Below are 25,926 nucleotides of genomic sequence, written 5' to 3' on the forward strand. Positions count from 1 at the left end.
GAAAACGAACTCTAGAATATGTCTATATATCCCAAGCCTCATAAAACGTTAAATTTAAGCCCTCCTTCACTTTTAGCGCTAGGGTTTTTAGGCTTTATTACTTTTGGCACTTTATTGCTTAAATTGCCATTTGCGAATACAGGCAATGTCAGTTGGATGGATGCGCTTTTTACAGCCACCTCAGCAGTTACCATTACTGGTCTATCTGTTTTAAATATTCATGAGTCTTTTACTCTCTTTGGGCAAACTATTATTTTATTACTGATCCAGTCTGGCGGTTTAGGTTTTATGACTTTTGCGATATTGGCCGCATTAAGTTTGTCACCAAAAGTTGGTCTTAAACAGCAAATGATGGCTCAAGATAGTCTCGGGCAAACAAGCCTATCAAAAGTTACCTTTGTTGCTAAAGGCGTTGTCACCTATACTCTTATTTTTGAGCTGATTGGTACAGTTATTCTTACTACCGCTTTTACACCAACCTATGGCTTTGCTCGTGGTTTATATTATGCGGCTTTTTACAGTATTTCCTCATTCAACAATGCTGGTTTTTCATTATTTTCCAATAGTTTAATGAATTTCCAAAGTAACTATATTATTTGTATAACCATTAGCATCCTTTACACCTTAGGTGGTCTTGGTTTTTTAGTGCTCATGGATATTAAACAAAACAAAAAATGGAAAAAACTAACGCCAAATAGCAAACTTATTCTTACCACCATTGCAATTATTAACCTCGTTGCCTTTATTTTAATATGGGCTTTAGAAGCTCAAAATCCCGCGACTTTAGGGATGTTAAACTCAGGTGAACAAGCATTAAACGCTTGGTTTCAGGCAACCGTTCCACGATCTTCAGGCTTCAATACCATTGATACAGGTGCAATGACCAACAGTAGCTCATTACTAATGATGTTACTAATGTTTATTGGTGGTGGTTCACTGAGTACAGCTGGTGGAATCAAAGTTGGCACCTTTGTCATCTTAGTACTTAGTGTAATTTCATTTTTACGCCGTACAGATGAAATTAGAATATTTAACCACTCTGTATCTCACGAAACGACCTATAAAGCATTAGCAGTGACTGCTATTACGAGCATACTGATTTTTATAGGCTTCTTTACTCTTTTGCTCTTAGAACCTAAAGCAGATTTTATGAACTTGCTTTTTGAGGTTGTTTCAGCGGCATGTACAGTGGGTCTCTCTCGTGGAATCACACCAGATTTACATAACGGTAGTTTATTCATTTTAAGCCTACTCATGTTTGCTGGAAGGCTTGGACCTTTAACACTCGCCTATTTAATCGCTACTCCGAAAAAGAGTCGACTCAAACATCCTCAAGCCAATATTCAAATTGGATAATAAAAAAGCCGCTTTAAAAGCGGCTTTTCTTATAGCTTCTTAGTACCAATTCAAGAGCGATACACCCAAACCAGCATAAGTTGCTCGATGGTTATAATCAATTAGGCTTTCACCATAACCGTTAAACAACTGGAAATGTCCGCGTAACTTGCCACTGATTGGAAAAGCCCAGTCAAATTGCACAGCACCATGAGAGTCATCACCACCTTTCAATGAATGACGCAGCATTAAAGAGAAGTCATTCTGCTTCCACTTATAAAACGCTGTTAAATCACCACGACCAATGTAATCTTCCATATCCGGATTATTATCATCTTTACTATCTTCTTCAAGACGAATCCATGGACGAAGCATTAAAGCAAAATTACCACGCTCCAATCCAACATTAAAAATTACACGGTTCCAACTACGAGATAATGGATCTGAGCGACCATTTGACTGATGGTTTAAGGTAACTCCAAGCAAACGCCCATCTAAACCAAGCAATTCATAGTTCGTTCTAAACATTAAACTTGCTTCTGGCTCATAGTTCGTTTCACGAAATGGGCGAGATTCTTCAGCATTGAATGTCTGCCAACGTGAAGATTGTGTATACCCTACCCACAAATCACCATTATTTCCAAAAATATTTTCCCAAGCTTTGGTTTTCAAAGAAATCTGAAACTTACTTTCTGTTGATTTCAGATTCTGAGCATCCGTTACAGTGTTATTTGGATTTGGACTACTCGGGAATTCATTCTTATCACTAGTCCAAAATACAGGTAGTAAATAGACTGGCTGATAAGCACGAATATTCCAAACACCGAGTTTACTTTTTTCAGATAACTCCCAACGTTGATCTAGCAAAGAAGTAGTAGGCTCAAGTGTAGGCGCTTTACCAATCACTTTAATATTACTGACTGTATCTACAACCTTCTCTTTAAATGTTTCTGGTTGAACAGCAGGCTGATCGATTTTTTTAACAGGCTCAGGTACTACAGCGGCTTGCACAACAGGTAGAGCTGCTGGTTTAAATACAGAGTCGTAACAAGCCAGACGATCGGCATTCGAAGCAAGAGCAACACATGCATCAACTGTGGCAGGGTTTGCTGGAGCTAAGGTATCAGCATATGTTACAGACGCACATAAACAGCTAAGCACGATTCCCATGCTTAGCTGTAAAGATGTGCGTTCAAATTGTTTGAACGCCATGTTCAATCTCCAATTTTTATTTTAATTAACTTGTTGAATGGTAAAACCTAATTGCTGCAATTCATCACGTTTAGCAAATGGCGCAACTACAGCTTTTACAGGAGTTTGCTCTACTAAATATTGACGAGCAACACGTTTTAAATCATCCAATGTTACATGCAACAATCTTTCACGCAAAGTACGGCGGAAAGCTGGTGTTCTCGCATGCAACAATGCATAACATGCTGTAATCGCTTCACCTGCTGGAGAGCCTGGTTTATCCATGCTTGCCATTAAACCAAGAATTGCTTCTTCAAGCTGATGAGGTTGTTGCTCTGTATTTAATAACCATTGCACGCTTGCTTCAAAGTCTTTAAACGTCTCTGCTAAACGTGGGTCACGGTAGCTAAAGAAACGGAATGAACAAGCATTTCCATCATAACTAGCACCGCCGCCATAAGCACCACCTTTTTCACGGATAGCACTGTGCAAGAATCCGTTACGTAAATAAGCTGCCAATACCATTAATGGAGCCGCATCTGGATGTGATACTTCTACGGCTTGATATGCAGACGCACAGAATTGAACATTGGCCTGAATTAACCACGCTTCATGATTATTATCATTAGCTTGTTCTACTTGAGTTAACTCAGCTGTAGCTGTATCAACATTTAATTTATCCCAAACATTCTGGATTTCTTCAACCAAACGTTCAGATTGATGTTCTTCACAGACAAGTAAGAACTGTTTAGGCGCTTGCAACAACTTACTATGAATACGTTTTAATTCTGCAATCAGCTCATCGTAAGCGGCATCATCTTGGGTAATTTTAGTAACAAGCTCACCCAACCAATTCAATGCACCTAAACCCGTGTTTTGATAGTCACGTTGAGCCAGGGCACTCATGTTACGAGAAGCAATCTGCATCGCATAGCTGTGACCTGAACCAGATAAACGAGATTGCCAACGTGTTTTACGTTGTTGCAGTAACTCGATAATTCGTTCTTTCTCATCAAATCGAAGCTGTTCAAATGCTAATTTTAATAAATGAATTGCATCAAATTTCTGAGTCAACGATTTAGTCGTTAAAGTCAGCCAAGCACTAATTTTATCTTTATCATCAACTTTACTACGTAAAGAAGCGCCCATTCCTAAACCACCACTTACAGCAGTTTGTAAGTTTTGTAGTTCAAGATAGCCATATTCGCCTGCACCCACATCACCCATCAAAATAGAAAGCAAATTGAAGTAAGGTGACTTCACAATATCTTCAGGAATCTGAATGAGTACTTGTTGATAGTAAATGCCGTTAGTACCCGCATGGTACAAGTTCAACGGCGTATCCATACGATTACAAATAATTTCGCGTAACTGACCTTGCACAATATGCAAGTCAGCAGGTACATCTTCCAAACCTACTTTTGGCAATAACTCAAGATTATCAGGAGTGTCCTGACGTTCCTCTAAAGCCTTAGTCTTAGCAATGATTTCAGCCTTATCAGCATCTGTTAGCTTTTCACCAATAGCCGCTAAACGAGCTTTTTCCGCTTCCTGCTCTTTTACAGACTTGGTCGGGTCTGGAACTAAAGTCATCTGTACGCGATGAGGGTTGTCGAGCAAATGTGTTTGAATCAGATTTGATAACCACATTGGGTCTTTCAACTCTTCTTTAACTTGTGCAATTGCGCTGTCAACATCCCAAATTTGGATTGGATCATTATGGTGAATCGCACCACTTAAGCCATTTAAAATTAGACTTAAACCATACGGTGTACCATCACCATTAATTTCACGTTGATGTAACTCGATTTGATGCAAAATTGCATCGACTAAATTACTATCAATTGGTTTTGCAGCAACATCACGCAGAATATTTAAAACACCATCTCTAAAGCTTTGCGCATGTTCAGGATTTGAACCTTGAACACCACAGTAGAAAGTCATTTCAAAATTACTATCGTCTACGCCCATTAATGGACCTGTAGATTGAGCATAACCACAAGTTTCTAAGTAATGACGCAGTGGCGAAGCCGAATTTTCTAATAAAATCCCTTCGACTAAACGCATTCCTAAACGCAATTTAATGTCATTTGCTTCCGGTAATAACCAAGATAGAACATGATAAGTTTTATCTTTTAAATCATCACTATCAACACCGTAGTTCTCTGTTACTTCAATTGGTGCAGCTAAACGTTTTTCAGGCTTAGAGTATAAAGTTGTTCCCGCAGAAAACTTGTGTAGGGCTAGTTTTTCAAACTGCTCTTGTAGTTCATATGCTGTCTGATTACCAAAGGTCATGAATACAGCATTGCTTGGGTGGTAATGTACTTTATAAAAATCGACTAACTGCTCATACGTTAAATCAGGAATATCTTTCGGATCACCACCTGAGTTGTAATGATAGGTCGTTTCAGGAAATAAATGATGAGCCAACTGATGATAAAGTTGATCAGACGGCGCACTCATTGCACCTTTCATTTCATTAAAAACAACACCTTTATATACAGGTTGACCATTTTCAAGTTCAATACGAATACCTTCTTGAGCAAAATCAAGTGGATTCAAATTGGCAGCAAATGCCGCATCAAGATAAACAGAAAGTAAGTTTTGAAAATCTTTTTTATTTTGAGTAGCGAATGGATATGCTGTCCAATCTGCTGCTGTAAATGCGTTCATAAAAGTATTTAAAGAACGACGAATCATTAAAAAGAATGGATCACGTACCGGAAACTTTTCAGATCCACACAAAGCCGTATGTTCTAAAATGTGTGCCGTGCCTTTAGAGTCCATAGGCTGGGTTCTAAAAGCAACAAGAAATACATTTTCATCATAATCAGTTGCCAAGTGATAATGCACCGCACCTGTGACTTTATGCTTATATTCAGACACTAAAATATCTAATGCTTCTACATGGTGCTGACGTAGCAACTGAAACGCAGGGTGAACAGTTTGAGAAATGGTTTCAGTGACATCTACAGTCATGTGATCTCCTAACATATCGGATAAGTGAATAAGTCTCATTATAGCCTGAGTCAGCTTGAGATTGGCGAACAAAAGCCAAGTAAAATACTATGTTTTTGTTGAGTATTAGTTTTCATTGGCACAGCTTTGATATCAAGCACATAGCCATGAATGTTTTATCCTAACAGAACAAAAGCTTTTAATTCTATGTATATGATAGACATTGAATAAAAAAGCTGATCAATTTTATCTCAACGAGCTATTTGTGAGTCTAAAGAATTTTCACACAATAATATTTTTCCACTAATTTTTGATTTAACTGAATTTTATTCAACAAACTACAGCAAATCCAAGCAATGGTGTAAACTTAGCAACCTGATTTTTTTATTTTGTGACAACACATATGGCAACTGTAGATCTTTTTGCAATTGGTAATGCATTAATCGACCAAGAATTTAAAGTGTCTGATGATTTTCTTAGTCAACAAGGTTTGCAAAAAGGCACCATGCAGTTGTCCGATGGCGACACTCAATCTGCTCTTTATGCGGAGTTAAAACAGCATCAAGATTATAAAGGTCAAGCAAGTGGTGGTTCTGCTGCGAATACTACTGTAGCCTTTAGTGCATTAGGTGGAAGTGCTTTTTATGGTTGCCGCGTTGGTAACGATGATTTGGGTTCAATTTATCTGCAAGGTTTAAATGAAGCTGGCATCCAAACCACTCCAAAATCAATCAGTGAAGGCGTGACAGGTACCTGCATGGTACTCATTAGTCCTGACTCTGAACGTACAATGCATACTTATTTAGGCATCACTGCTGAACTTTCTCAAGATCAAATCGACTTTGAACCGTTAAAAACAGCAAAATGGCTTTATATTGAAGGTTATCTTTCTACAAGTGAAACAGCGCGCAAAGCTGTAAAACAAGCCAGAGAAATTGCAAAAGCAAATGGCGTTAAGATTGCTTTATCTCTTTCAGATCCTGCCATGGTGCAATACGCTCGCGAAGGCTTAGAAGAGCTCATGGATGATGGCGTAGATTTACTATTTTGTAATGAACAAGAAGCCTTAATGTATACAAATACAACAACTGTTGAAGATGCTCTTGCTCAATTACGTTTTAAAAATCATACAGTAGTCATTACACAAAGTGCTAAAGGTGCTTTAGTTTCTAACTCTACTCAACATTTCCATGTGGCAGGCCGTCATGTAGAAGCCGTTGATACCAATGGTGCGGGTGATGCATTTGCAGGCGCATTCCTATACGCCCTAAACCATCATCAAGATTTGAATGCTGCTGCACAGTTGGCTGTCTTGATTTCTAGTGAGGTTGTTTCTCAGTTTGGCCCACGTTTAGCAATTAATGATTATGCTAAACTTCTTGAAAATTTTCAGAAGGAATGTGCTTGAAATGGAAAGGATCTGTATGACGGAAGAAGTTCCTGAGCGTGAAGCTAGAGCTTTTGACACTTTACAAGGAACTACTATTTTCATTACGCAACGTGATGGCGCATTCTATGCTTATCAAAACCTATGCCCTCACTTGCAAACAGAGCTTGAATATTTAGAAAATCAATTTCTGGATCAAGACCAAGAATATATTCAATGTTCTACCCATGGTGCTTTATTCACTGTGGAAACAGGCGAATGTATCTCAGGACCATGTTTAGGTGATTTTTTAAATAAAGTTGAGATTAAAGTACATTCAGATGGCGGTATCTATATCGTAGACTGAAGCGATCAACATTAGAGTTTCTGCCATGGCTGATTTCTTTTTCAATTATTATCTTATGCCATTTCACTTAAGTGTAGTGGCTTTGATATTACTCAGCGTGGTAGAAACCATTGGTATGTATATTGGACTTCGTCCAAGTCAATTACTCAAAAAAATTGCGCCTGTTTGGCTTTCTAACTCACCACTACTTAACGTTAAATTTTCTAAAGCCTTAATTTTCGTTTTTTTACTAATCAACTTCAGTTTTGCAGGTTATTTTTTACAGCTTTCTTTCTTTGCAATCCAGCATTATTTTATTTCACCATTTTATTTAATCGTCCCAGCCCTTGTCATCGCAATCTTTTTTACTGTATTCATGATTCACTGCCTTGACCAAGTAATTAAACCAAAGCTTACTCATACAAATTATAATCTTTTAGGACGATTAGCGACGGTTTCCAGTGGTAATGCTAGACCTGGGTTTTCTGCCCAAGCGCGAGTGCGTGATGAATTCGGCCAGCTCCACTACGTTCAAGTCGAACCAGAATACGGCGAACTCGAATTATACTCTCAGGTTATCCTTGTCAGAGTGCATAAAAGTCATTATGTAGCCAAGAAAATTTCTGTATCAAACGATCTTTTCGCTCCCGATTAAATTCTTACTATTATTCTATTCACTTACTGCTTTTAGCAGTCTTTATTACGCCTATATTTTATTATTTTCTTTTTAATTAATTATTTATTATTCCAACCATTTTAGTTTGAAATATAATTTGTAAATATAATATACAACCATTTTAGTTGGTATTAAATTAAAACAAACCATTTTAATAAACTTAATATTTTTATTTACAAGTGTTTTAGTAGGATTTAATAATTAATTCAAACTATTTTAGTATAGTATTTATTTTAAAATATTAAGTGATTGTTTTATATAAATTAATTATTTAAATATTCATTTAAAATATATTTAATGTTTATTTTTATTATATTTTGATTAATAATAAAATTAATATCAAATGAGGTTTAATTTATGAGCCTTAATTTTAAAAATCTTAATGGTCGTTTAGTTAAAGAAATCACTATTATTCTAATAATAAAAATAGTGCTTCTTTTAACGATCAAACATATTTGGTTTGATGCTCCCACCATCCCCAAAAATTTTGACAATCAGGTCGCCGAGCATATTGCTGGCGATAACATTTCCCACATTAAGGAGACACGTTGATGATTTCTGAAAGCGTGGTTGATCTTTCGCGGTTTCAATTTGCGATGACCGCAATGTATCACTTTCTTTTCGTCCCTTTAACTCTAGGTTTGGCATTTATCCTTGCCATCATGGAAACCACTTATGTCATTTCCGGTAAAGAAATTTACAAGGATATGACTAAATTTTGGGGAAAATTATTTGGTATTAACTTTGCTTTAGGGGTAACAACTGGCTTAACCATGGAGTTCCAATTTGGAACAAACTGGGCTTATTACTCACACTATGTAGGTGATATTTTTGGTGCTCCATTAGCAATTGAAGGCCTTATGGCATTCTTTCTTGAGTCTACATTTATAGGTCTATTTTTCTTTGGATGGGACCGTTTAAGTAAGGTTCAGCATCTAGGCGTAACGTGGTTAGTCGCTCTAGGTTCTAACATGTCAGCACTCTGGATTTTAGTGGCGAATGGTTGGATGCAAAACCCAGTAGGTGCTGCATTTAACTTTGAAACCATGCGTATGGAATTAGTTGATTTCGGCGCGCTTATCTTTAACCCTGTAGCTCAGGTGAAATTCGTACATACCGTTTCTGCGGGCTATGTAACTGGTGCAATTTTTGTACTTGCCATCTCAAGCTATTACTTACTTAAAAAACGTGATCTTCCTTTCGCACGTCGCTCATTTGCAATTGCTGCCATTTTCGGTCTTGCATCTACACTTTCAGTGATTCTGTTAGGTGATGAATCTGGCTATGAGCTCGGTGATGTTCAAAAAACTAAACTCGCTGCGATCGAAGCCGAATGGGATACTCACCCTGCTCCTGCTCCGTTTACTTTGTTTGGTGTACCAAACCATGAAGAAATGCGGACAGATTATGCAGTTAAAATTCCATATGCATTAGGTTTAATTGCAACTCGTTCAACAACCAAAGAAGTTACTGGTCTTAAAGATCTCATGCAACAGCATGAAGTTCGTATTCGCAACGGTATGCTTGCCTATGCCGAACTTGAAAAATTACGTGCAGGTGATCGTTCACCAGAGTTATTAGCCTCTTTTGAAAAAAATCAAAAAGATTTAGGTTATGGCCTACTTCTTAAGAAATATGCACCCAATGTAGTTGATGCAAGCGAGCAAAATATTAAAGCTGCTGTAAAAGATACTGTTCCAAAAGTTACAGCGCTATTTTTCTCTTTCCGCGCGATGGTTGCCTCTGGCTTCTTAATGCTATTACTTTTCATTTTAGCGACTTGGGCTGTAGCAAAAAGAAATGCTGAAAATAAACCTTGGCTCCTGAAATATGCATTGTTTGCTCTTCCGCTTCCTTGGATCGCTGCACAAACTGGTTGGTATGTAGCTGAAGGTGGTCGTCAACCATGGTCTATTGGTGAAATTCTACCAACCCACCTCTCTACTTCTAGTTTAAGTACTGGTGACGTATGGGGTTCGATTATTGCGCTAGCAGCGTTCTACACGGCTCTTTTGATTATTGAAATGTATTTAATGATCAAATTTGCTCGCTTAGGACCAAGCTCTCTACACACTGGCAAATATCATTTTGAAAAGCAAGAACCGAAAGCAACAGCTAATGGGGAGGCCTTATCATGATTGAATATGAATTATTGAAAATCATTTGGTGGGTGTTAGTTGGCGTACTTCTGATCGGCTTCGCTCTGACTGATGGCTTTGATATGGGGTCTATGGCTCTCATGCCTTTCGTTGGAAAAACCGATAGTGAGCGCCGTGCTGCAATCAATACCATTGCCCCACACTGGGATGGTAATCAGGTTTGGTTTATTACAGCGGGTGGTGCACTATTTGCTGCATGGCCAATGGTTTACTCAGTCGCTTTCTCAGGCATGTACTGGGCACTCTTGTTAGTTTTATTTGCACTTTTTCTAAGACCCGTAGGTTTTGATTATCGTTCTAAACTTGAAAATACCAAATGGCGTAACTCTTGGGACTGGGGTCTGTGCATCGGTGGTGCTGTTCCAGCGCTTGTGTTTGGTGTGGCCTTCGGTAATTTGTTTTTAGGTATTCCTTTTAGTTTAGATAGCACTTTACGCTCTGAATATACAGGCAGCTTTTTTGCCCTTCTTAACCCCTTTGCTTTAGTTTGCGGTGTGGTAAGTCTGTCTATGCTTTGTGCACATGGCGGTGCATGGCTCATGCTACGTACTGATGAAGCTTTAAAACAGCGCTCTGCCAAAGCTACTCAAATTATGGCAATTATCTTTTTAATTTGTTTCCTTGTAATTGGAGCATGGCTGTATTTTGGGCAAATGCCGGGTTATAGCTATGCTGTTGCTATAGATCCAAATGCTGCACTCAACCCTTTAGCTAAAGAAGTGGTGACTAATAGCAATCCTGGTTGGATGAATAATTACAGCACCTATCCAGTGACTAAAGTTGCTCCAGTTCTTGCCATCTTAGGTGCAATCATTGCAATTTTTGCATCTTCAAAAGCAAAAGCAGGCTTAAGTTTTACTGGCACAAGTTTAATGATTGTTGGAGCAATTTTAACTGCTGGCTTTGCCTTATTTCCGTTCCTGCTTCCATCTAGTATCAACCCTAATTCTAGTTTGACGATGTGGGATGCTGTATCAAGTCACCTTACTTTAGGCGTTATGACTGTCGCAGCCTGCATTTTTGTTCCTCTTATTTTGATCTATACCAGTTGGTCTTATTACAAAATGTGGGGAGTCATTACCAACAAACACATCGAGTCAAACTCGCATAGCTTGTATTAAGGAGAACACAATGTGGTATTTCGCATGGATCCTAGGCATTTTGATGGCATGTTTTGCGGGTGTACTCAGTGCACTTTATATCGAACATCATCAAAATTTAGATGAGGAATAAATGATGGCAAAAGCAATGACAGCATCAAATCATCGAAAAGCTCAAGCATTTGCAATGGCCCTTTCTTTTCTGTTGGCATTGCCTCTTGCTGCAATTTTGTTGGTTTATCCTTCACTCATGCTAGATGCTAACGGACACTACAATCATAGCCAGCTTATGCTGGTGATGATTGGTATTTCTGGTGGTTTTATTTATGGAGTGGGTTTCGTACCCAACTTCTGGTTATGGAAATGGCTATTTAGCCCATGGGTGGCTTGGCCTCTCATGCTTTTAGGTTATTACATCTGGTTTCTAACCTAAATTAAAAAGACCTCATCTGAGGTCTTTTTTCATTTCAACCAATTTAATAGGGACCCTTGGCACCCCTACATTTGCTTCAACCGGATATGACTGCTTATTACCCGTTTTCATATATCCACGTCTTTCATAATAAGCGATCAATTCAGAACGGACATCTAGCACATACATTAAGGCGCTGGTCAGATGGGGATCTTCTTTCAATGCATATTGCTCTGCATATTCTAAAACAGATCGACCCACTCTCATATTTTGAACTTGAGGATCAGTACAAAATGTTCCAATCTCAACCTGATTATTTTCAAATGTAAGCCCAATACAAGCAATAAGCTTGGAAACAGAAGTTTCTGCTATCAATAATGTTGAATTCCTAAGTTGTAGTTGTGCTTCTAATTGAAACTCTGTAATACGCTGTCCTTCTACCCAATCAAGTTCTGTTGTCCAACTTCTATCTTGTTGTTCTCGATAGGACTTATTAATTAAAACTACGAGTTGTGGAATATCAGGAAATTGAGCTGAGCGGAAATTTAAATTATTCATAAAATATACTTAGGCTATTTATAAAAATTCTAAAAATAAAGCCGATATTAAATCGGCTTTATTTTAAATAGCAATAAATTAATTTGATTGTTCAGCTAACCATGCCATAAATTTTTGACGCTCAGCTTTAGAAGCTTTTTGCCAAGTTTCTACTAAACGTTGATCATTCGTTTGGGCTACACCCGTTACTGGCATAGATGTTGGAGCTGGTACAGCCACCTGAACAGAAGTAGGTTTAGCAGAGGCATACACTGCCTCAGGCTGCGATTTAGATGATTTAGTCGTAAAGTCAGTGACTTTTCCTAATAAACCCGTTGCAAACCATGGTTTTGCCTCATTGTTTGCACCAGTTTGTTGTACGATTAATTCATTATTTGCGCTGTACAAAGCCACAGTTGGTTGCTCAGCATATTTCTTTGCTTGTTCAAATTGCTTTGGTGCATCTACCATCGAAAGCTTATAAGTTTGCCCATCTTTGAGTACTGGAGTTTGAATTGTGACTACTCCAGATTTAACAATGTCATGCTCCCCGCTTAAATGTTCAAAGTATTCTTGATAGCGCACACTTAAGCTTGTTTCACCAGCATCGACTTTATAATTATTTTTAGATGAACGAAATAACCCAGAGTTGACTTCCTGACCATTCACCGCAAGGATTACAATTTCCTCTGGTGCTGTAATTGTAACTGCTGAAAATACCGAACCGCTGAGTAATAAACCAATTGCAGCAACACCTAATCTTAAAGTCATCTGTCTCTTTCTCTGTGTTTGATAAGCTATTAAATCATGAGCAATATGCAATATGATTGTGACTATTTTATGACAAAGCAGTTATCGACTAATTTCTTGATTTATTATTTTGAAATATGCATTTGAATTTCATAAATTTTCGTTTTATGTATTCTTCCTCTTCATTCTAAAAACATAAAAAAAGCACCTAAAATAGATGCTTTTTTTAATTTCAATTAAATTAATTGAAAGTTTTGAAACGATCAGCATCATTAATAAATGCTTTTTCACCTGCTGGTGCTTCAACCGAACCAAATACTAATTGAGCACGTAATTTCCAAGTTGCAGGAACATCAAATGCTTCAGCTGCGTCTGCATCGACAATTGGGTTATAGTGCTGTAAAGATGCACCTAAACCAAGCTCTGAAAGCGCAGTCCAAGTTGCAAATTGAGCAATTGCACTTGAGTGTTCAGACCATACAGGGAAATTGTCTGCATATAGTTCGAATTGCTCTTGTAAGCTTTTAACAACAGCTTGGTCTTCATAAAATAAAACCGTACCAACACCAGCTACAAAGCTATCAATTTTTGCATTTGTACCAGCAAAAGCTTCTGCAGGAACAATTTTACGTAAAGCTTCACGAACTAAATTCCAGAATTTAGCATGAGATTCACCGTATAGTGTCACTACACGTGAAGATTGTGAGTTAAAAGCTGAAGGACTATGTTTAACTGCTTCACGGATAGTTTCTTCAATTTTAGTGTGATCTAATGCAACGTTTTTACCAATTGCATAAATTGTACGACGGTTTTTAATTTTATCTAAGAAAGTAGACATTTTGTTATTTCCTACCTATTGATTTGACCAAGGGTCGTTGTTTGGGAATGAGTACAGTGTATTAAAGTCATTTTTCATAATCAGCATTAAAAATATGACAGTTCGTTTTATTTTCGCAACAATAATAAAAGATATACATATAAAAAAAGCTTCACGATTTAGTGAAGCTTTTTAGGGTTATCAAGCAATTTACTTATCAGTTTCAAACAGCGCAGCAACAAAAGATTTAGCCGAGAATGGTCTTAAATCATCAATTTTTTCACCTACACCAATAAAACGAATTGGCACATGGGTGCGGCTCGCAATGTTAAAGAGTACACCACCTTTAGCTGTTCCATCCAACTTGGTAATGGTAATACCCGTTAAACCTACAGCTTGATCAAACTCTTGTACTTGGTTAATCGCGTTTTGACCTGTTCCTGCATCTACCACCAACATAATTTCATGAGGTGCAGTTGCATCAATTTTCTGCATAACACGTTTAACTTTTTTGAGTTCTTCCATCAAGTTACTCTTATTATGTAAACGACCTGCCGTATCCGCAATTAATACGTCAATTCCTTTAGCACGAGCACTTTCAAAGGCATCAAAAATAACAGAAGCACTATCAGCTCCATGACCTTGCGCTACTACAGAGATATCGTTACGTTCACCCCAGATCTGTAATTGCTCAGTTGCTGCGGCGCGGAATGTATCACCAGCAGCCAACATCACTTTTTTACCTTCACCTTGTAAACGTTTAGCCAATTTACCAATAGTTGTAGTTTTACCTACTCCATTTACCCCAACCATCAAAATCACATACGGTGATTTATTAGGGTCAATATGTAATGGCTTAACACGTGGAGCCAACAAAGCAACTAACTCTTCTTGTAACGCTTTATATAAAGAGTGGGAATAGATCAAATCACCACGAGCTGTACGCTCTGTTAAATTGGTAATGATGGTTTTAGTTGCTTCAACACCAATGTCTGCAACCAATAATTGCTCTTCGACTTCTTCAAGTAACTCATCGTCAATTTCCTTTCCGCCAATCAAGATATTGACCATACCATCAGCGAAATTACGACGAGTTTTGGTTAAGCCTTCTTTCATCCGGCCAAAAAAACCAGTTTTTGGTTGTTCAGCCGCTGTTCCTGTAGAAGCCACTTCGTCTTTGGCTACTTCAATATTTTCTTGTGATTTAGCAGGAGATTCAACGATGGGAACATCGATAGCAGGTAAATTAGGTAATGTGACATCGTCATCACCGATCTCAGCATCTATCAAGAATTTATTTTGCATATTCGATTGTTGCTCCATGCGGATTCCTTGAAAAGCAGCGCGTTTAAAAAGATAAAGTTTAGCATAAATTCAAAATTTTGCCTGCCACAATAGTGCTCAAAAAGCTTTGGAAACCAAGATTTAGCCTGATTAACCCATTTACTGAGTATCTTCCTGAGCAAGTGCTGGATATTGTCTAATATGAGCACCTTCAAATTGATATGCATGCATTAACTTTAAATACTCTGCTCTATGAATTTCTGATTGAGCTATTAGCAGCTCAGCCATATCCTGAGTTTTAGGATAAGTGGCTTGATGAGAGAGTTGTATAATTCGTTGATATTGTTCCTGACTAATAGGCCGAAGTAATGCTAAATATGACAGCACAAAAATACAACCAATGACAATAACCACAAATAGGTTAAAACATTGATCAACTTTTAACTCAGATTTTAATTTAAGAAAATTTTGTTTGAATATGAGCATGACCTACCTCGAATTAGTGTAGTGTAGGGTTCAATACTCATATGCACAAGATCAAACATCCAGTAAGGCCAAGAATCGTACCTTACTGGATCATAATACTTAGCTTATTAGTGAACGAATGACGGAAAAGTATAAAATTGCTGCAATAATCACCAAGACTAAAAACATCGCAAAAATACTTAACCCTTCTTCAGCATCGGCTGGATGCAATTCGTCTTCGTCGGCAATTTTTCTCAGTTCACCATCATAAACTTGATAAAACCAGTTTTTTTGTGCAGGTTCCAAATGCCGTGCAAAGTCAAATACTCTTTTGCGCTGAGCAAGACAATAATCCCCTAAATGGATCTCTTGATGAAAGATCGCTTCATCTAATAGTTTACGATGATAATGGGCTAGTTCTATGATTTGTTCCTCTCTAGGTGGAGTATCAAAAACAAAGCCATCGATAGTATTTGTCATATTTTATTCTCCTTGTCTTTTATTCTCATATTGATTTTACTCAAAATTATTTGTGAATAATGTTTAATCATGTATCCTAATAGTGAATTAACTGGTATGCACCAATAGTTGACAAATCCATTAATTTGTAATATTAGTTTAATAATTCTAAGTTAAATTAATTTAAAGGCAGCGGCCTTTAGAAAAAGTAATCATAATTACAATAAGGAGTTTTCTATGATTCAACGTATCTCTCATCATGATTTAGAACATGTGTACGCAACTGCAGTAAACACAATTCACTCTCAAATGAATTTTCAGGATGCAGTTGCACAGTTAGAAGAAGTTGCTCGCGCTGGGCACGGTAAAGCTGCTCTGTTTTTAGCTGAATTGTATTATCAAGGTTTCCGTGTTGAACGTGACTCACTTAAAGCACAATATTGGCAAAAGTTAGCCACAATGCAAGCATAAAGAAACGTCACTTAGGTGGCGTTTTTTTACGTCTGGAAATAAGTAAAACTAGCAATTTATCTAAAACTTTAGCCACTTGAAGTAAAGGATATGAATTTCACAGCTGGAATATTTGTTTACGATTTGATACCTGTTTAAACTGAAATGTCATCTGATTTTTTTATAATAAGCAAGACAAGTTAGAACCTTTAAATTCACAATGAAAAGTTTAAGTAATCTACAACCGGTTTCAAGAGACTTGATGATTAAGATTTATATTTTAAGAACCATGATGTATTGCGGGGTTCTTTGGGGATTATTTCATCAAGGATGGGCAATTAAATCAGATCAGGAAGACTTTATTTTTCCTTTTTGGCTTAATGGCTTACAGGCACATCGCTACGCAAAAGAGCATTGGCCACATTACAAACCAAGAAGAATTACACCTAAAGATTTCCATGAGTCTTTATTACCAACTTTAACTCGACTCAACGTCACTCCTGCTTTGTTTAATTCATCTCATAGAAAATTAAAGTTATCTACTCAGCAAATGCAGCATTTCTTTTTCAAACATCCGAATTGGCAAGGAGCGTAAACTTTTCTTTAGGTTCTTAATCTCTATTAGAATGCTTTTTGAACGCTTGAGTGTGAAACTTGTATTTAATGACTATCCAGTCTTTGCATTTTTATAAAATCAAGCTAATTTAAAACAAAATGATAAAACACAGGACAGAAGAAATGACAATCGTTGCACAAGTAATCAAGAACAAAGCAGAGCAAGATATTTTTACAATTTCTCCAGAAGCCACTGTCCTTGAAGCAATTAAGATTATGGCGGATAAAGGAATTGGTGCGCTCGTCGTAGCTGAGGGTGAAAAAGTTGTCGGAATTTTGTCTGAACGTGACTACACACGAAAAGTAACGCTTATGGAACGTTCATCATATAGCACTACCGTTGCTGAAATTATGACATCTAAAGTGCTTACAGTAAGCCTAAACAATACAGTTGAAGAGTGCTTACAGCTTATGACAGATCGTCACTTACGCCACTTACCTGTATTAGACAATGAAAAACTAGTTGGATTTATTTCTATTGGCGACTTAGTAAAAGCTGCGATGGAAGATCAGAAAAATCTCATTGAACAATTAAAGCAGTATATCTCTGGTTAATTATTTCATATAAAAAATGGGCATTTATATGCCCATTTTTTATTGATGTAAAAACTTAAAGATAGTTATTAATTAAAGCAACTAAACGCTCTAGCAAGTCATCAGCCTGTGCTTGAGTCATGTTAATTGGTGGCAATAAACGTACTACTGAACCAGCTGTAACATTAATAATAAGCTTATGTTGATCTCGAGCTATTGCAACGAGCTCAGCGCAGTCTCTAGGCAATTGAATACCAATCATCATACCAAAGCCACGTACTTGCACATCTTTATGTGCCAATTGCGCACGTAATTGATCAACAATATAACCACCAACAACTGCCGCGTTTTCTACAGCATTCTCTTTTTGGATTGTATCAATTACTGTATAAACCACACGAGAACCTAGCACTGTGCCACCATAAGTAGACCCATGGCTACCAGGCCCTAATAAGCCAACAGCTTTACCTTGGGTCATTACCGCGCCTACTGGAAAGCCATTACCAAGTCCTTTCGCAGTCGTCAAAACATCAGGCACAATGTTTGTATGCTGATAAGCAAAATACTTACCGGTACGGCCGTTACCTGTTTGAATTTCATCTAGCATCATTAGCCAGTTATGTTGATTACATATGGTGCGGACTTCTTCAAGATAGCTAAAGCCTTGAGGTGCTGTATTAATACCACCCTCACCTTGAATAGGTTCAATCAAAATCGCAACAATATCTGGGTGCTGCAAAGCAGCTTCTTGAATTGCTTCTACATCACCAAATGGCACACGAATAAAATCATTGGTTAAAGGAGCAAAACCATCTTGTACTTTCTTATTACCGGTAGCTGAAAGTGTTGCTAAGGTACGACCATGAAATGATTGCTCTGCCACAATTATCTTTGGGGAGCTTACACCTTGTTGAGTACCAAATTTACGAGCAATTTTAATGGCGCCTTCATTTGACTCTGCACCACTGTTTGAAAAGAAGATCTCTTCCATCCCTGAAACTTCAGCAAGCTTCTGAGCAGCTGCCGTTTGCCAAGAAATCTCAAATAAGTTACTCGTATGCACAAGTGTTGCAGCCTGTTCAGCAATTGCTTCTGCAATGACTGGATGCGCATGACCTAAACCACATACAGCAATACCGGTTAAAGCATCTAAATACTCTGTGCCATCTTCGGTATATAGATATGCCCCTCGGCCTCGTACAAAACTGATCGCTTGGCGACCATAAGTAGCCATTAAATGTGATGGTTGATCAGGTTGTATTGGAGCTAGGGTAATATCATTCATAACGAACTCTGTCTGTATGAGGTTTTAAGAAGGGTTTATATAAGCAAAAACTGGCTCTGATGAAAAGTCTCATCACTCATTTATCTAAAATTTCGTCCGCTTTTTGTTATCGCTTCGGTTTATACAATAAAATATTGAATATTCAATGCAACTTTAAGTAATCAGGTGGTTTGCAAAGCGATATAAACACCCCCTATAATGCTGCTAGATTAGTTGAGGATCTCTTTATGACTGAACAAGCACGTGATACTGAAGCGTTAATCCGCGATCAAATTGCGAAGCATCCCGTTTTACTTTACATGAAAGGCACTCCACAGTTTCCACAATGTGGTTTCTCTGCACGTGCTGTAGAGGCGCTCAGTCAAATTGGTCGTCCATTTGCATATGTAAATATTTTGGAAAACCCTGATATTCGTGCAACATTACCAAAAATTGCGAACTGGCCTACATTCCCGCAACTTTGGGTAAATGGCGAACTTATTGGTGGTAGCGATATCATGCTTGAAATGTTCCAAAATGGCGAATTAAAACCATTAGTTGAACAATACAGCGCAGCGCCAGAAGCGTAAATAATAAAAAAGCCAATCAATAGATTGGCTTTTTTATACTCTCAATTTCAACGATCACTTACCCCGACATAGCGAAATAAATTTTCCACACCTAAATCAGATTTTAAAATAATTAGATTTTCATAAGTTGTTGTCGTGAGAGCTTCAAAAATATTCATATTCGGATCTTCGTGCAACTCATCCACATTTTGATCCATACACTCTTCAAATCGATCAGCAATAAATTCAAACCCCAAATCCATAGCAATAAATAAAGTATGTTCACATGGCTGAATATATTGTTCTTGCGCCCAGTCAATTATTGCTTGTTTGCAAAATGGACATTCAATATTCGCAGAAGTATCGTTAAGTTCAATTAATTGATAGTGCATTAGATTTGAAAAGAATAGAAAATTGTAGTGTAAAAGAAATTAATTGAAAGTTCTAGAAAAGGCTAGAACCACTCATCAAAAAACATACAATAAAATTACATTGTAATGACAATATAATTTCAAATTCTCAGTTAAAGGAAATATCTTAGTATATGTTTTAATTACAAAAAATTTAGTTTAAGAATTATCGTTGCAAAATTAATAATGTAAAATCATGGTTGTTGCAGAAATAGGATATTTTAATGCTCACTGATCTTGATGATTTTTATTGTTTTGCTCTCGTCGTTGAGCATGGTGGTTTTAGTGCCGCTGAGCGTGTAACGGATATACCAAAATCAAAACTAAGTCGTCGTGTATATAGCCTAGAAGAAAACTTAGGCGTTCGCCTGATTCAACGCAGCTCTCGTCATTTTGCTGTTACAGATATTGGGATGGATATTTATAGACATGCTCAAGTCATGATGAATGCTGCACAGGCTGCTCATGATTTGGTTGATCATTTAAGCATTCAACCTAGAGGTGTTGTAAAGGTTAGTGTTCCTGTTGATATTGCTCAAAATCAACTGCCTAAAATTTTGCCTGCTTTCTTAAAAAAATATCCAGAAATTCGTTTGCAACTTATGGTCAGCAATCGTCGAGTAGATGTCATTAATGAAGGAATTGATATTGCTTTACGTGTTCGCTCAAAACTAGATGATGATCCAAGTTTAGTTCTTAGACAGTTTGCACTTATTGAACAGAGTCTATTTGCAAGTCAAGCATATCTAAATGAATTTGGAGATATAAAAAATCCAGAACAACTTAGTGAGCATCGCATTTTAAGTTTGTCAGAAGAGCATCTTGATCAACAATTCCTTTTGCATGGTCCAGACAATCAGCAAAAGAAAATCAAAGTCAGCCCTATCGTAATGGGTACAAATATCCATATGTTGGCGCAATTAGCGAGTCAAAACTGTGGGATCGCTTTACTACCAGAGAGCGCAGCAGAAGATTTTCTAAAATCTGGACAGCTTGTACAAATTTTACCGGAATGGAAAGCTCCTCACGGTATATTACATGCTGTATATCCATCACGCCGAGGGTTATTACCTGCTGTACGAGTATTTATTGATTATTTGGTAGAACATCTTTCTGAGCATTAAAATGAATTTAAAAAAAGTTCGATAATTATCGAACTTTTTTTATTTTTAAATTACAGGATAGTTTCCTACACCTTCAGGCCAAGGTGTTAAGAGTTCAAAGCCAGTGTCAGTTACAGCAACCATATGTTCCCATTGCGCAGATAACGAAAGATCTTGAGTAATAACTGTCCATCCGTCATTTAATTCTTTAACCTGTGGTCTACCCGCATTAATCATCGGTTCAATCGTAAAGACCATACCTTTTTTTAATACTAAGCCTTGGCCGCGCTGTCCATAATGTAAAACATTAGGTTGTTCATGATAAACCTTACCAATCCCATGACCACAATATTCTCGAACAATGCTATACCCTTCTCGATGAGCAACTGACTGAATAGCATAACCAATATCGCCTAGTGTAGCTCCTGGCTTAACAGCATGAATCCCAGCAACCATCGCTTCATAAGTTGTATCAACAAGTTTTTTTGCTTGCGGGTTTACATCACCTACAAAATACATGCGGCTCGTATCACCAAAATAGCCATCTTTAATAATTGCGACATCAATATTAATAATATCGCCATCTTTTAAAATCTTATTCGGTGACGGAATTCCATGGCAAACTACTTCATTTACTGATGTACATATTGTTTTAGTAAAACCATGATATCCCACATTCGCAGGAATTACTTTTAAAGTATTTACAATATAGTCATTACACAGGTTATCTAAATATTCAGTAGATACACCCGGTTTAATATATGCCCCTATCATTTCTAAAACTTGTGCAGCCAAGCGTCCAGAAATTCTTAACTTTTCCAGATCTTGTTCAGTTTTTATTGTAACAGTAGAAGCTCTCATTCAGTTTTATCCTCGTAGGCACTGCTTTTACCACGCCTACAAAAATGTAAGTTAATTTAGAATATTCTAGAACGGATATAGGATAGGCTGGAAGCATTAAATGCCCAAATATTCAACATTCATAATAGAAATTCATACTTTTATTTTTGCATAATTTCTTTAAAAAGTCAGAGACAAAAAATGATTTCCTAATTTCTTTCAATGGTTTTTCAAATACATACCTTAACCAGTTGATATTTTTAATATCTATTAAAGGTTTTTATGCTCTGAAAAAAATCTTTTTCACATAAAATACCGCTTGATCATGATCTCTTTTGCTCTAAAATTCCTTCTTTTTTATTAATTTTAATTTATGCAACATCTTCGTACTGGAGATATTATTGCCCTAGGTTTTATGACCTTTGCTCTTTTTATTGGGGCTGGCAATATTATCTTTCCTCCCATTGTCGCTCAACAAGCCGGTGATCATGTATGGCTAGCCGCTATAGGCTTCTTGATTACTGCAGTTGGTCTACCCGTAATTACCATCATGGCACTCTCTCGTATGCAGGGTTCCATTGAAATTATTAGCTCTCCTCTCGGCCGAGTAGCAAGTCTGATTTTAACCGTTGTTTGTTATTTATCAGTAGGCCCTTTATTTGCTACTCCACGTACAGCTACTGTTTCTTATGAAATTGGTTTTTCATCTTATTTTGGAACATCAAGTAGTAGCCTTTTAATTTACAGCGCAATTTATTTTTCATTTGTAACTGTAGTTTCACTTTATCCAAACAAGTTATTAGATACTGTTGGTCATGTGCTTGCTCCCATAAAAATTATTGCTTTAGCAATTTTAGGTATTGCAGCAGTTATGATCCCAGCGGGTTACGTCCCTGCTCCAATCAACCATTACGTTGAATCTCCAGTTTCGGAAGGTTTCGTAAACGGTTATCTCACTATGGATACTTTAGGCGCATTAGTATTCGGTATCGTAATTATTCAAGCGATTTATTCGCGTGGTGTTACCGATAAAAAATTAGTCACTAAGTATGCGATTATTGCCAGTCTTATTTCTGGTGCAGGTCTTACTTTAGTCTATTTAAGCTTATTCAAATTAGGTGTAGGTAGTCATGAAGTAGCACCAAATGCAGCAAATGGTGCAGTAATTTTACATGCATATGTTCAACATGCTTTTGGCAATATGGGTTCATTATTCTTAACTGGCCTCATTTTCTTAGCATGTATGGTGACAGCGATTGGCTTAACTTGTGCTTGCGGTGAGTATTTTGCTCAGTTAACTAAATTACCTTACAAACTTTTAGTATTCATTTTAGTTGGTTTCTCTTTCATTATTTCTAATCTTGGATTAACCAAACTTATTGCCGTATCAGTACCTGTTTTAAGTGCAATTTATCCACCAGCCATTGTTGTGATTATGCTGAGCTTCTTTTGGAAATTTTGGCACAAACCCTCTTTTATTGTCGGTTCAGTAACAAGTATTGCTTTAATTTTCGGTATTATTGACGGTATTAAAGTTGCTGGTTTTGGTGATTATTTACCTAATTTTCTTCAACATTTACCTTTAAATGAACAAAACTTAGCTTGGTTGATCCCATCTTTAGTTGTTCTAGCAATTACCGTAATTATCGACAAAGTTAAATTTAAAAACATTTAATCTAGTGTCTTTTTTGAAATCGAGTTTTACCCAAACATGATTTTATATATTGAATAAAATGCTGAGTTTACCCAACCGGCATTTTATTTCCACACTACTTTCAACGACAAATCAACTATAGATATAATCAGTTTTTACTGTAAAATTACACTAAAATAATTTTTAGCTTACTAGGAAAGAAGAGCAACAATGAAAAGTAAATATTACCTAACACAAGCAGATGCAGAGTTTTTAATGGAAGAAGCTCAAAAATATGCAATTGAACACAACTTTAAAGTCAGTATCGCTATTGTTGATGAAACAAGTTCTCTACTGTTGATGAAGCGTTTAGATGGTGCTTCACCTTTATCCTCACATTTATGTTTAGAAAAAGCAAAATGCTCTTCAATATCAGGTAGACCTTCAAAATTTTACGAAGAACTTCTGCAAAGTGGACGCTTAGGTTTTTTAAGTATGCCTAGTGCTCAAGGAATGTTAGAAGGTGGAAAACCCATTATTTATGATGGACAAATTTTAGGGGCCATTGGCGTTTCTGGTGTCCAATCTTTTGAAGATGCAGAAATTGCTCAACATGCGATTGATATATTTTTAAAAAAACAAAACAGCTAACCTGAAATGATAGAAAAGAGAAATTATTACACTTTTCATTAAAATATTTTCTCTTTTCTAAAATATTAAGTATTTTATACAAAAATATTTAATATTTACTTTTTTAATACCTTAACCATTTATAAACATAGAGTTTTTTATAAAACTGTTCAAAAAATTTTCTATTCACTATTGAATTGAATTAAAAATAGAAGTACAACATTAAACTTATTCTTGACTAAAACATTCGGTTTTAGCGCAACCACAAGGAGGGATGGAGATGTTATCATTACATTTCAACAAACAAGTCTTCATTAACACTCTGAACAGCAAAGATTCAGTTGTTTATGGAGTAACACCGCTTGCTCTTATGCTGACTTTACTGTTTCAAGGTATGATTAAAGGAAATCTGAAACCCGAATACTTTATGTATGCGATGGTTGTTTCTTTCATATTTTGTGTGTGGGCCTTTGTCGACCATAAGATGCGAAAACTAGCTAAAAGACGTCTTAGTCAACAAAACTCGAATACTTAAAAAATGGATGAGCAATCATCCATTTTTATACATCCAAAAATAAAAAAATTGTTCCGATAACTAAAATAGCTGTAGCTACTAATTCAGTCAAAATTAATCCCACCATCATTAAAGTCATCATCCATGAAGGTAAGCTAAAACGACCTAGCTTGTGAGGACGTTTGAATTGATTTGTTGTGTCCTGTAAATAGCCATGTATGATATAAACCAGAATTGAAAAACTAAAAAATAGAATATTTGCGAATACACACCATAAAGTAATATTTTCATTTAAAACAGTAAAATAGCTTAATACAGCTAAAATTAGGCTAGCAGCTGCATATAACAAACTACTTCGATGAGCGATATCCACATAATAATGAGCACGACTTAATTCTGAACGGCGTATTTGCCAATATTTCCATACCCCAGTCAACATCCCTATCCATAAAAATATGCCACTAAATACAATTGCGAGCTGTACAGCTTTCGGTAAATCCATATTTTTTCCAATTATTTGTTTTATTCAAATTTAATGAGCTATATAACATAAATATTGACTTTATAGTCACATTTTAACCAAGTTTCATTTCAGAACTCGTGTAAATTAAAGACATCAATAAACCAATCACTACGAAATATTATGGATAACACTTTTGAATCATTTTGGATGACCTGTAAAGATGGTTATCAACTTGCTGCACATTTTTATCCAGCTCAATCCCCAAAATCAGCAAATCCCGTATTGATCTGTCCAGCAACAGGTATTACTAAAAACTTCTATCATTCTTTTGCTACATGGTTAAGCGAACAAGGATATGACGTATTAAGCTTTGATTTCCGTGGAATTGGAGGCTCTTTACACGGGTCTTTGAAGCAAAGTACAGCAAGTATTAATGATTGGGGAGTTCTCGATATTCCTTGTGCAATTGATACGTTATTAGAAAAAACTAAAGCAGAACAAGTTACCCTTCTTGGCCACAGTGCTGGTGGGCAGCTATTAGGAATTGTTCCTAATTTTCATAAAGTAGCAAAAGTTATCGCGGTCGCAGGTTCCACTGGCCATGTAAAAGGTCTTAAAGGTAAAACCAAGTTTTTAGCACCGGTAATGTTCAATGTCATCTTTCCAATTTCTAGTGCTTTTAAAGGTTATGGTGCTACTCAATTTATTGGAATGGGAGAAAACTTACCTAAAAAAGTCGCCCAACAGTGGCGAGAATTTTGCAGCCATCCTGGCTATGTGAAAAATGCTATAGGTAAAACAGTCCATCATGATTTTCATAGTGAAATTATCTGCCCTATTACTTCAATTTGGGCAAGTGACGATGAAATTGCAACCGAGCGTAACGTTGAAGATTTATTAAAACTTTATCCTAATGCGCCCACAAAAATGCTAGAGCTAAATCCCATGAAACTTGGGCATAAATCAATTGGGCACATGCTAATGTTTAAAAAATCACATCAAAACTTATGGTCACTTTTAGAACAGGAAATCCAACACTAATC

Annotated in this window: 30 protein-coding genes; 18 read left to right on the plus strand and 12 right to left on the minus strand. The window is 36.7% G+C overall.

Features of this window, described 5'->3' with window-relative positions; all coding sequences use genetic code 11:
• Positions 1 to 18: 18 nt before the first annotated feature.
• Positions 19 to 1,356, plus strand: coding sequence for a TrkH family potassium uptake protein (locus tag WBW42_RS13530; protein WP_032055964.1), 1,338 nt, complete (start codon positions 19 to 21; stop codon positions 1,354 to 1,356).
• Positions 1,357 to 1,395: 39 nt separating this feature from the next.
• Here WBW42_RS13530 and WBW42_RS13535 read toward each other — a convergent pair whose 3' ends face one another.
• Positions 1,396 to 2,547, minus strand: coding sequence for a phospholipase A (locus tag WBW42_RS13535; protein ID WP_002120916.1), 1,152 nt, complete (start codon positions 2,545 to 2,547; stop codon positions 1,396 to 1,398).
• Positions 2,548 to 2,568: 21 nt separating this feature from the next.
• Positions 2,569 to 5,508 carry an insulinase family protein gene (locus WBW42_RS13540; protein ID WP_032055962.1) on the minus strand — a complete coding sequence of 980 codons (2,940 nt, stop codon included), beginning with the start codon at positions 5,506 to 5,508 and terminating at the stop codon, positions 2,569 to 2,571.
• Between the two features lie 382 nt (positions 5,509 to 5,890).
• On the opposite strand from WBW42_RS13540, the gene WBW42_RS13545 reads away from it, so the two are divergent.
• The 8 genes from WBW42_RS13545 (at position 5,891) to WBW42_RS13580 (ending at position 11,567) form a co-directional block, all read left to right on the plus strand.
• Complete coding sequence (locus WBW42_RS13545) at positions 5,891 to 6,895, plus strand: adenosine kinase (RefSeq protein WP_017480985.1); 1,005 nt, start codon at positions 5,891 to 5,893, stop codon at positions 6,893 to 6,895.
• A 16-nt stretch (positions 6,896 to 6,911) separates the two neighbouring features.
• The gene (locus tag WBW42_RS13550) at positions 6,912 to 7,220 is read left to right on the plus strand and encodes a Rieske (2Fe-2S) protein (protein ID WP_002121079.1); all 309 of its coding nucleotides are present in this window, start codon (positions 6,912 to 6,914) and stop codon (positions 7,218 to 7,220) included.
• A gap of 25 nt (positions 7,221 to 7,245) precedes the next feature.
• On the plus strand, positions 7,246 to 7,854 hold the full coding sequence (locus WBW42_RS13555) for an OB-fold-containig protein (RefSeq protein ID WP_002121106.1): 609 nt from the start codon (positions 7,246 to 7,248) through the stop codon (positions 7,852 to 7,854).
• A 378-nt stretch (positions 7,855 to 8,232) separates the two neighbouring features.
• Positions 8,233 to 8,427 carry a cytochrome oxidase putative small subunit CydP gene (cydP, locus tag WBW42_RS13560; RefSeq protein WP_005073962.1) on the plus strand — a complete coding sequence of 65 codons (195 nt, stop codon included), beginning with the start codon at positions 8,233 to 8,235 and terminating at the stop codon, positions 8,425 to 8,427.
• Positions 8,427 to 10,013, plus strand: a complete 1,587-nt coding sequence (locus WBW42_RS13565; protein ID WP_284105359.1) for a cytochrome ubiquinol oxidase subunit I — start codon at positions 8,427 to 8,429, stop codon at positions 10,011 to 10,013. The genes cydP and WBW42_RS13565 overlap by 1 nt, the downstream gene beginning before the upstream one ends.
• A complete protein-coding gene (gene cydB, locus WBW42_RS13570; RefSeq protein WP_032055954.1) occupies positions 10,010 to 11,155 on the plus strand; it encodes a cytochrome d ubiquinol oxidase subunit II in 1,146 nt (381 codons plus the stop codon). The genes WBW42_RS13565 and cydB overlap by 4 nt, the downstream gene beginning before the upstream one ends.
• Positions 11,156 to 11,165: 10 nt before the next feature.
• Complete coding sequence (gene cydX / locus WBW42_RS13575) at positions 11,166 to 11,267, plus strand: cytochrome bd-I oxidase subunit CydX (protein WP_000270276.1); 102 nt, start codon at positions 11,166 to 11,168, stop codon at positions 11,265 to 11,267.
• Complete coding sequence (locus WBW42_RS13580) at positions 11,268 to 11,567, plus strand: cyd operon YbgE family protein (protein WP_004791954.1); 300 nt, start codon at positions 11,268 to 11,270, stop codon at positions 11,565 to 11,567.
• 12 nt (positions 11,568 to 11,579) lie between these two features.
• Here the strand turns inward: WBW42_RS13580 and WBW42_RS13585 are convergent, their stop codons facing one another.
• The 6 genes from WBW42_RS13585 to WBW42_RS13610 form a co-directional block, all read right to left on the minus strand.
• Complete coding sequence (locus tag WBW42_RS13585) at positions 11,580 to 12,104, minus strand: GNAT family N-acetyltransferase (RefSeq protein ID WP_032055951.1); 525 nt, start codon at positions 12,102 to 12,104, stop codon at positions 11,580 to 11,582.
• A 78-nt stretch (positions 12,105 to 12,182) separates the two neighbouring features.
• The gene (locus WBW42_RS13590; protein WP_032055949.1) at positions 12,183 to 12,854 is read right to left on the minus strand and encodes a YccT family protein; all 672 of its coding nucleotides are present in this window, start codon (positions 12,852 to 12,854) and stop codon (positions 12,183 to 12,185) included.
• Positions 12,855 to 13,074: 220 nt separating this feature from the next.
• On the minus strand, positions 13,075 to 13,671 hold the full coding sequence (locus tag WBW42_RS13595; RefSeq protein WP_032055947.1) for a nitroreductase family protein: 597 nt from the start codon (positions 13,669 to 13,671) through the stop codon (positions 13,075 to 13,077).
• 189 nt (positions 13,672 to 13,860) lie between these two features.
• Positions 13,861 to 14,973 carry a signal recognition particle-docking protein FtsY gene (ftsY, locus tag WBW42_RS13600; RefSeq protein ID WP_005068978.1) on the minus strand — a complete coding sequence of 371 codons (1,113 nt, stop codon included), beginning with the start codon at positions 14,971 to 14,973 and terminating at the stop codon, positions 13,861 to 13,863.
• Between the two features lie 120 nt (positions 14,974 to 15,093).
• Positions 15,094 to 15,420, minus strand: a complete 327-nt coding sequence (locus tag WBW42_RS13605) for a hypothetical protein (protein WP_005068977.1) — start codon at positions 15,418 to 15,420, stop codon at positions 15,094 to 15,096.
• Between the two features lie 99 nt (positions 15,421 to 15,519).
• Entirely contained in the window at positions 15,520 to 15,879 is a 360-nt protein-coding gene (locus WBW42_RS13610; RefSeq protein ID WP_002120892.1) for a hypothetical protein, read from the minus strand.
• 216 nt (positions 15,880 to 16,095) lie between these two features.
• On the opposite strand from WBW42_RS13610, the gene WBW42_RS13615 reads away from it, so the two are divergent.
• The 3 genes from WBW42_RS13615 to WBW42_RS13625 all read left to right on the plus strand — a co-directional run bounded on the left by WBW42_RS13615 (position 16,096) and on the right by WBW42_RS13625 (position 17,478).
• On the plus strand, positions 16,096 to 16,329 hold the full coding sequence (locus WBW42_RS13615; RefSeq protein WP_002121063.1) for an SEL1-like repeat protein: 234 nt from the start codon (positions 16,096 to 16,098) through the stop codon (positions 16,327 to 16,329).
• Positions 16,330 to 16,528: 199 nt separating this feature from the next.
• The gene (locus tag WBW42_RS13620) at positions 16,529 to 16,903 is read left to right on the plus strand and encodes a DUF2750 domain-containing protein (protein WP_005802084.1); all 375 of its coding nucleotides are present in this window, start codon (positions 16,529 to 16,531) and stop codon (positions 16,901 to 16,903) included.
• Between the two features lie 143 nt (positions 16,904 to 17,046).
• Positions 17,047 to 17,478 (plus strand): CBS domain-containing protein, encoded by a 432-nt coding sequence (locus WBW42_RS13625; RefSeq protein ID WP_002121094.1) that lies wholly within the window; start codon positions 17,047 to 17,049, stop codon positions 17,476 to 17,478.
• A gap of 55 nt (positions 17,479 to 17,533) precedes the next feature.
• Here WBW42_RS13625 and WBW42_RS13630 read toward each other — a convergent pair whose 3' ends face one another.
• Positions 17,534 to 18,742, minus strand: a complete 1,209-nt coding sequence (locus tag WBW42_RS13630; protein WP_005068973.1) for an aspartate aminotransferase family protein — start codon at positions 18,740 to 18,742, stop codon at positions 17,534 to 17,536.
• Between the two features lie 227 nt (positions 18,743 to 18,969).
• Here WBW42_RS13630 and grxD point away from each other — a divergent pair, with 227 nt between their 5' ends.
• Positions 18,970 to 19,311, plus strand: a complete 342-nt coding sequence (gene grxD, locus WBW42_RS13635; RefSeq protein WP_002120913.1) for a Grx4 family monothiol glutaredoxin — start codon at positions 18,970 to 18,972, stop codon at positions 19,309 to 19,311.
• A 47-nt stretch (positions 19,312 to 19,358) separates the two neighbouring features.
• On the opposite strand, the gene WBW42_RS13640 is transcribed toward grxD, so the two are convergent.
• Complete coding sequence (locus WBW42_RS13640) at positions 19,359 to 19,682, minus strand: hypothetical protein (protein ID WP_005068972.1); 324 nt, start codon at positions 19,680 to 19,682, stop codon at positions 19,359 to 19,361.
• A 242-nt stretch (positions 19,683 to 19,924) separates the two neighbouring features.
• On the opposite strand from WBW42_RS13640, the gene WBW42_RS13645 reads away from it, so the two are divergent.
• A complete protein-coding gene (locus WBW42_RS13645; protein ID WP_002120927.1) occupies positions 19,925 to 20,824 on the plus strand; it encodes a LysR family transcriptional regulator in 900 nt (299 codons plus the stop codon).
• 45 nt (positions 20,825 to 20,869) lie between these two features.
• Here WBW42_RS13645 and map read toward each other — a convergent pair whose 3' ends face one another.
• Positions 20,870 to 21,664: a type I methionyl aminopeptidase gene (map, locus tag WBW42_RS13650; RefSeq protein WP_002121088.1), complete on the minus strand. Its 795-nt coding sequence runs from the start codon at positions 21,662 to 21,664 to the stop codon at positions 20,870 to 20,872.
• Between the two features lie 352 nt (positions 21,665 to 22,016).
• Between map and brnQ the strand changes: the two genes are divergently transcribed.
• From brnQ to WBW42_RS13665, 3 genes are all read left to right on the plus strand, one after another.
• Complete coding sequence (gene brnQ, locus WBW42_RS13655; protein WP_032055944.1) at positions 22,017 to 23,318, plus strand: branched-chain amino acid transport system II carrier protein; 1,302 nt, start codon at positions 22,017 to 22,019, stop codon at positions 23,316 to 23,318.
• A 189-nt stretch (positions 23,319 to 23,507) separates the two neighbouring features.
• Entirely contained in the window at positions 23,508 to 23,927 is a 420-nt protein-coding gene (locus WBW42_RS13660) for a GlcG/HbpS family heme-binding protein (RefSeq protein WP_002120910.1), read from the plus strand.
• Positions 23,928 to 24,186: 259 nt separating this feature from the next.
• A complete protein-coding gene (locus WBW42_RS13665) occupies positions 24,187 to 24,441 on the plus strand; it encodes a hypothetical protein (RefSeq protein WP_005068965.1) in 255 nt (84 codons plus the stop codon).
• A 25-nt stretch (positions 24,442 to 24,466) separates the two neighbouring features.
• Here the strand turns inward: WBW42_RS13665 and WBW42_RS13670 are convergent, their stop codons facing one another.
• Positions 24,467 to 24,922 (minus strand): hypothetical protein, encoded by a 456-nt coding sequence (locus WBW42_RS13670; RefSeq protein ID WP_005068962.1) that lies wholly within the window; start codon positions 24,920 to 24,922, stop codon positions 24,467 to 24,469.
• 141 nt (positions 24,923 to 25,063) lie between these two features.
• Here WBW42_RS13670 and WBW42_RS13675 point away from each other — a divergent pair, with 141 nt between their 5' ends.
• The gene (locus tag WBW42_RS13675; RefSeq protein WP_005068960.1) at positions 25,064 to 25,924 is read left to right on the plus strand and encodes an alpha/beta hydrolase family protein; all 861 of its coding nucleotides are present in this window, start codon (positions 25,064 to 25,066) and stop codon (positions 25,922 to 25,924) included.
• Positions 25,925 to 25,926 lie beyond the last annotated feature (2 nt).

The organism is Acinetobacter sp. LT1 (assembly GCF_059800965.1).

Excerpts from the sequence above, each read along its gene's own strand:
- WBW42_RS13670 (WP_005068962.1), bottom strand. The coding sequence starts at position 24,922 with ATGGATTTACCGAAAGCTGTACAGCTCGCAATTGTATTTAGTGGCATA.
- grxD (WP_002120913.1), top strand. The coding sequence starts at position 18,970 with ATGACTGAACAAGCACGTGATACTGAAGCGTTAATCCGCGATCAAATT.
- WBW42_RS13565 (WP_284105359.1), top strand. The coding sequence starts at position 8,427 with ATGATTTCTGAAAGCGTGGTTGATCTTTCGCGGTTTCAATTTGCGATG.
- WBW42_RS13550 (WP_002121079.1), top strand. The coding sequence starts at position 6,912 with ATGACGGAAGAAGTTCCTGAGCGTGAAGCTAGAGCTTTTGACACTTTA.
- WBW42_RS13545 (WP_017480985.1), top strand. The coding sequence starts at position 5,891 with ATGGCAACTGTAGATCTTTTTGCAATTGGTAATGCATTAATCGACCAA.
- WBW42_RS13580 (WP_004791954.1), top strand. The coding sequence starts at position 11,268 with ATGATGGCAAAAGCAATGACAGCATCAAATCATCGAAAAGCTCAAGCA.
- ftsY (WP_005068978.1), bottom strand. The coding sequence starts at position 14,973 with ATGGAGCAACAATCGAATATGCAAAATAAATTCTTGATAGATGCTGAG.
- cydP (WP_005073962.1), top strand. The coding sequence starts at position 8,233 with ATGAGCCTTAATTTTAAAAATCTTAATGGTCGTTTAGTTAAAGAAATC.
- WBW42_RS13540 (WP_032055962.1), bottom strand. The coding sequence starts at position 5,508 with ATGACTGTAGATGTCACTGAAACCATTTCTCAAACTGTTCACCCTGCG.
- WBW42_RS13595 (WP_032055947.1), bottom strand. The coding sequence starts at position 13,671 with ATGTCTACTTTCTTAGATAAAATTAAAAACCGTCGTACAATTTATGCA.
- WBW42_RS13660 (WP_002120910.1), top strand. The coding sequence starts at position 23,508 with ATGAAAAGTAAATATTACCTAACACAAGCAGATGCAGAGTTTTTAATG.
- cydX (WP_000270276.1), top strand. The coding sequence starts at position 11,166 with ATGTGGTATTTCGCATGGATCCTAGGCATTTTGATGGCATGTTTTGCG.
- WBW42_RS13530 (WP_032055964.1), top strand. The coding sequence starts at position 19 with ATGTCTATATATCCCAAGCCTCATAAAACGTTAAATTTAAGCCCTCCT.
- WBW42_RS13605 (WP_005068977.1), bottom strand. The coding sequence starts at position 15,420 with ATGCTCATATTCAAACAAAATTTTCTTAAATTAAAATCTGAGTTAAAA.
- WBW42_RS13625 (WP_002121094.1), top strand. The coding sequence starts at position 17,047 with ATGACAATCGTTGCACAAGTAATCAAGAACAAAGCAGAGCAAGATATT.
- WBW42_RS13535 (WP_002120916.1), bottom strand. The coding sequence starts at position 2,547 with ATGGCGTTCAAACAATTTGAACGCACATCTTTACAGCTAAGCATGGGA.
- WBW42_RS13620 (WP_005802084.1), top strand. The coding sequence starts at position 16,529 with ATGAAAAGTTTAAGTAATCTACAACCGGTTTCAAGAGACTTGATGATT.
- WBW42_RS13590 (WP_032055949.1), bottom strand. The coding sequence starts at position 12,854 with ATGACTTTAAGATTAGGTGTTGCTGCAATTGGTTTATTACTCAGCGGT.
- WBW42_RS13675 (WP_005068960.1), top strand. The coding sequence starts at position 25,064 with ATGGATAACACTTTTGAATCATTTTGGATGACCTGTAAAGATGGTTAT.
- WBW42_RS13640 (WP_005068972.1), bottom strand. The coding sequence starts at position 19,682 with ATGCACTATCAATTAATTGAACTTAACGATACTTCTGCGAATATTGAA.
- brnQ (WP_032055944.1), top strand. The coding sequence starts at position 22,017 with ATGCAACATCTTCGTACTGGAGATATTATTGCCCTAGGTTTTATGACC.
- cydB (WP_032055954.1), top strand. The coding sequence starts at position 10,010 with ATGATTGAATATGAATTATTGAAAATCATTTGGTGGGTGTTAGTTGGC.
- WBW42_RS13585 (WP_032055951.1), bottom strand. The coding sequence starts at position 12,104 with ATGAATAATTTAAATTTCCGCTCAGCTCAATTTCCTGATATTCCACAA.
- WBW42_RS13610 (WP_002120892.1), bottom strand. The coding sequence starts at position 15,879 with ATGACAAATACTATCGATGGCTTTGTTTTTGATACTCCACCTAGAGAG.
- WBW42_RS13665 (WP_005068965.1), top strand. The coding sequence starts at position 24,187 with ATGTTATCATTACATTTCAACAAACAAGTCTTCATTAACACTCTGAAC.
- WBW42_RS13645 (WP_002120927.1), top strand. The coding sequence starts at position 19,925 with ATGCTCACTGATCTTGATGATTTTTATTGTTTTGCTCTCGTCGTTGAG.
- WBW42_RS13615 (WP_002121063.1), top strand. The coding sequence starts at position 16,096 with ATGATTCAACGTATCTCTCATCATGATTTAGAACATGTGTACGCAACT.
- WBW42_RS13630 (WP_005068973.1), bottom strand. The coding sequence starts at position 18,742 with ATGAATGATATTACCCTAGCTCCAATACAACCTGATCAACCATCACAT.
- WBW42_RS13555 (WP_002121106.1), top strand. The coding sequence starts at position 7,246 with ATGGCTGATTTCTTTTTCAATTATTATCTTATGCCATTTCACTTAAGT.
- map (WP_002121088.1), bottom strand. The coding sequence starts at position 21,664 with ATGAGAGCTTCTACTGTTACAATAAAAACTGAACAAGATCTGGAAAAG.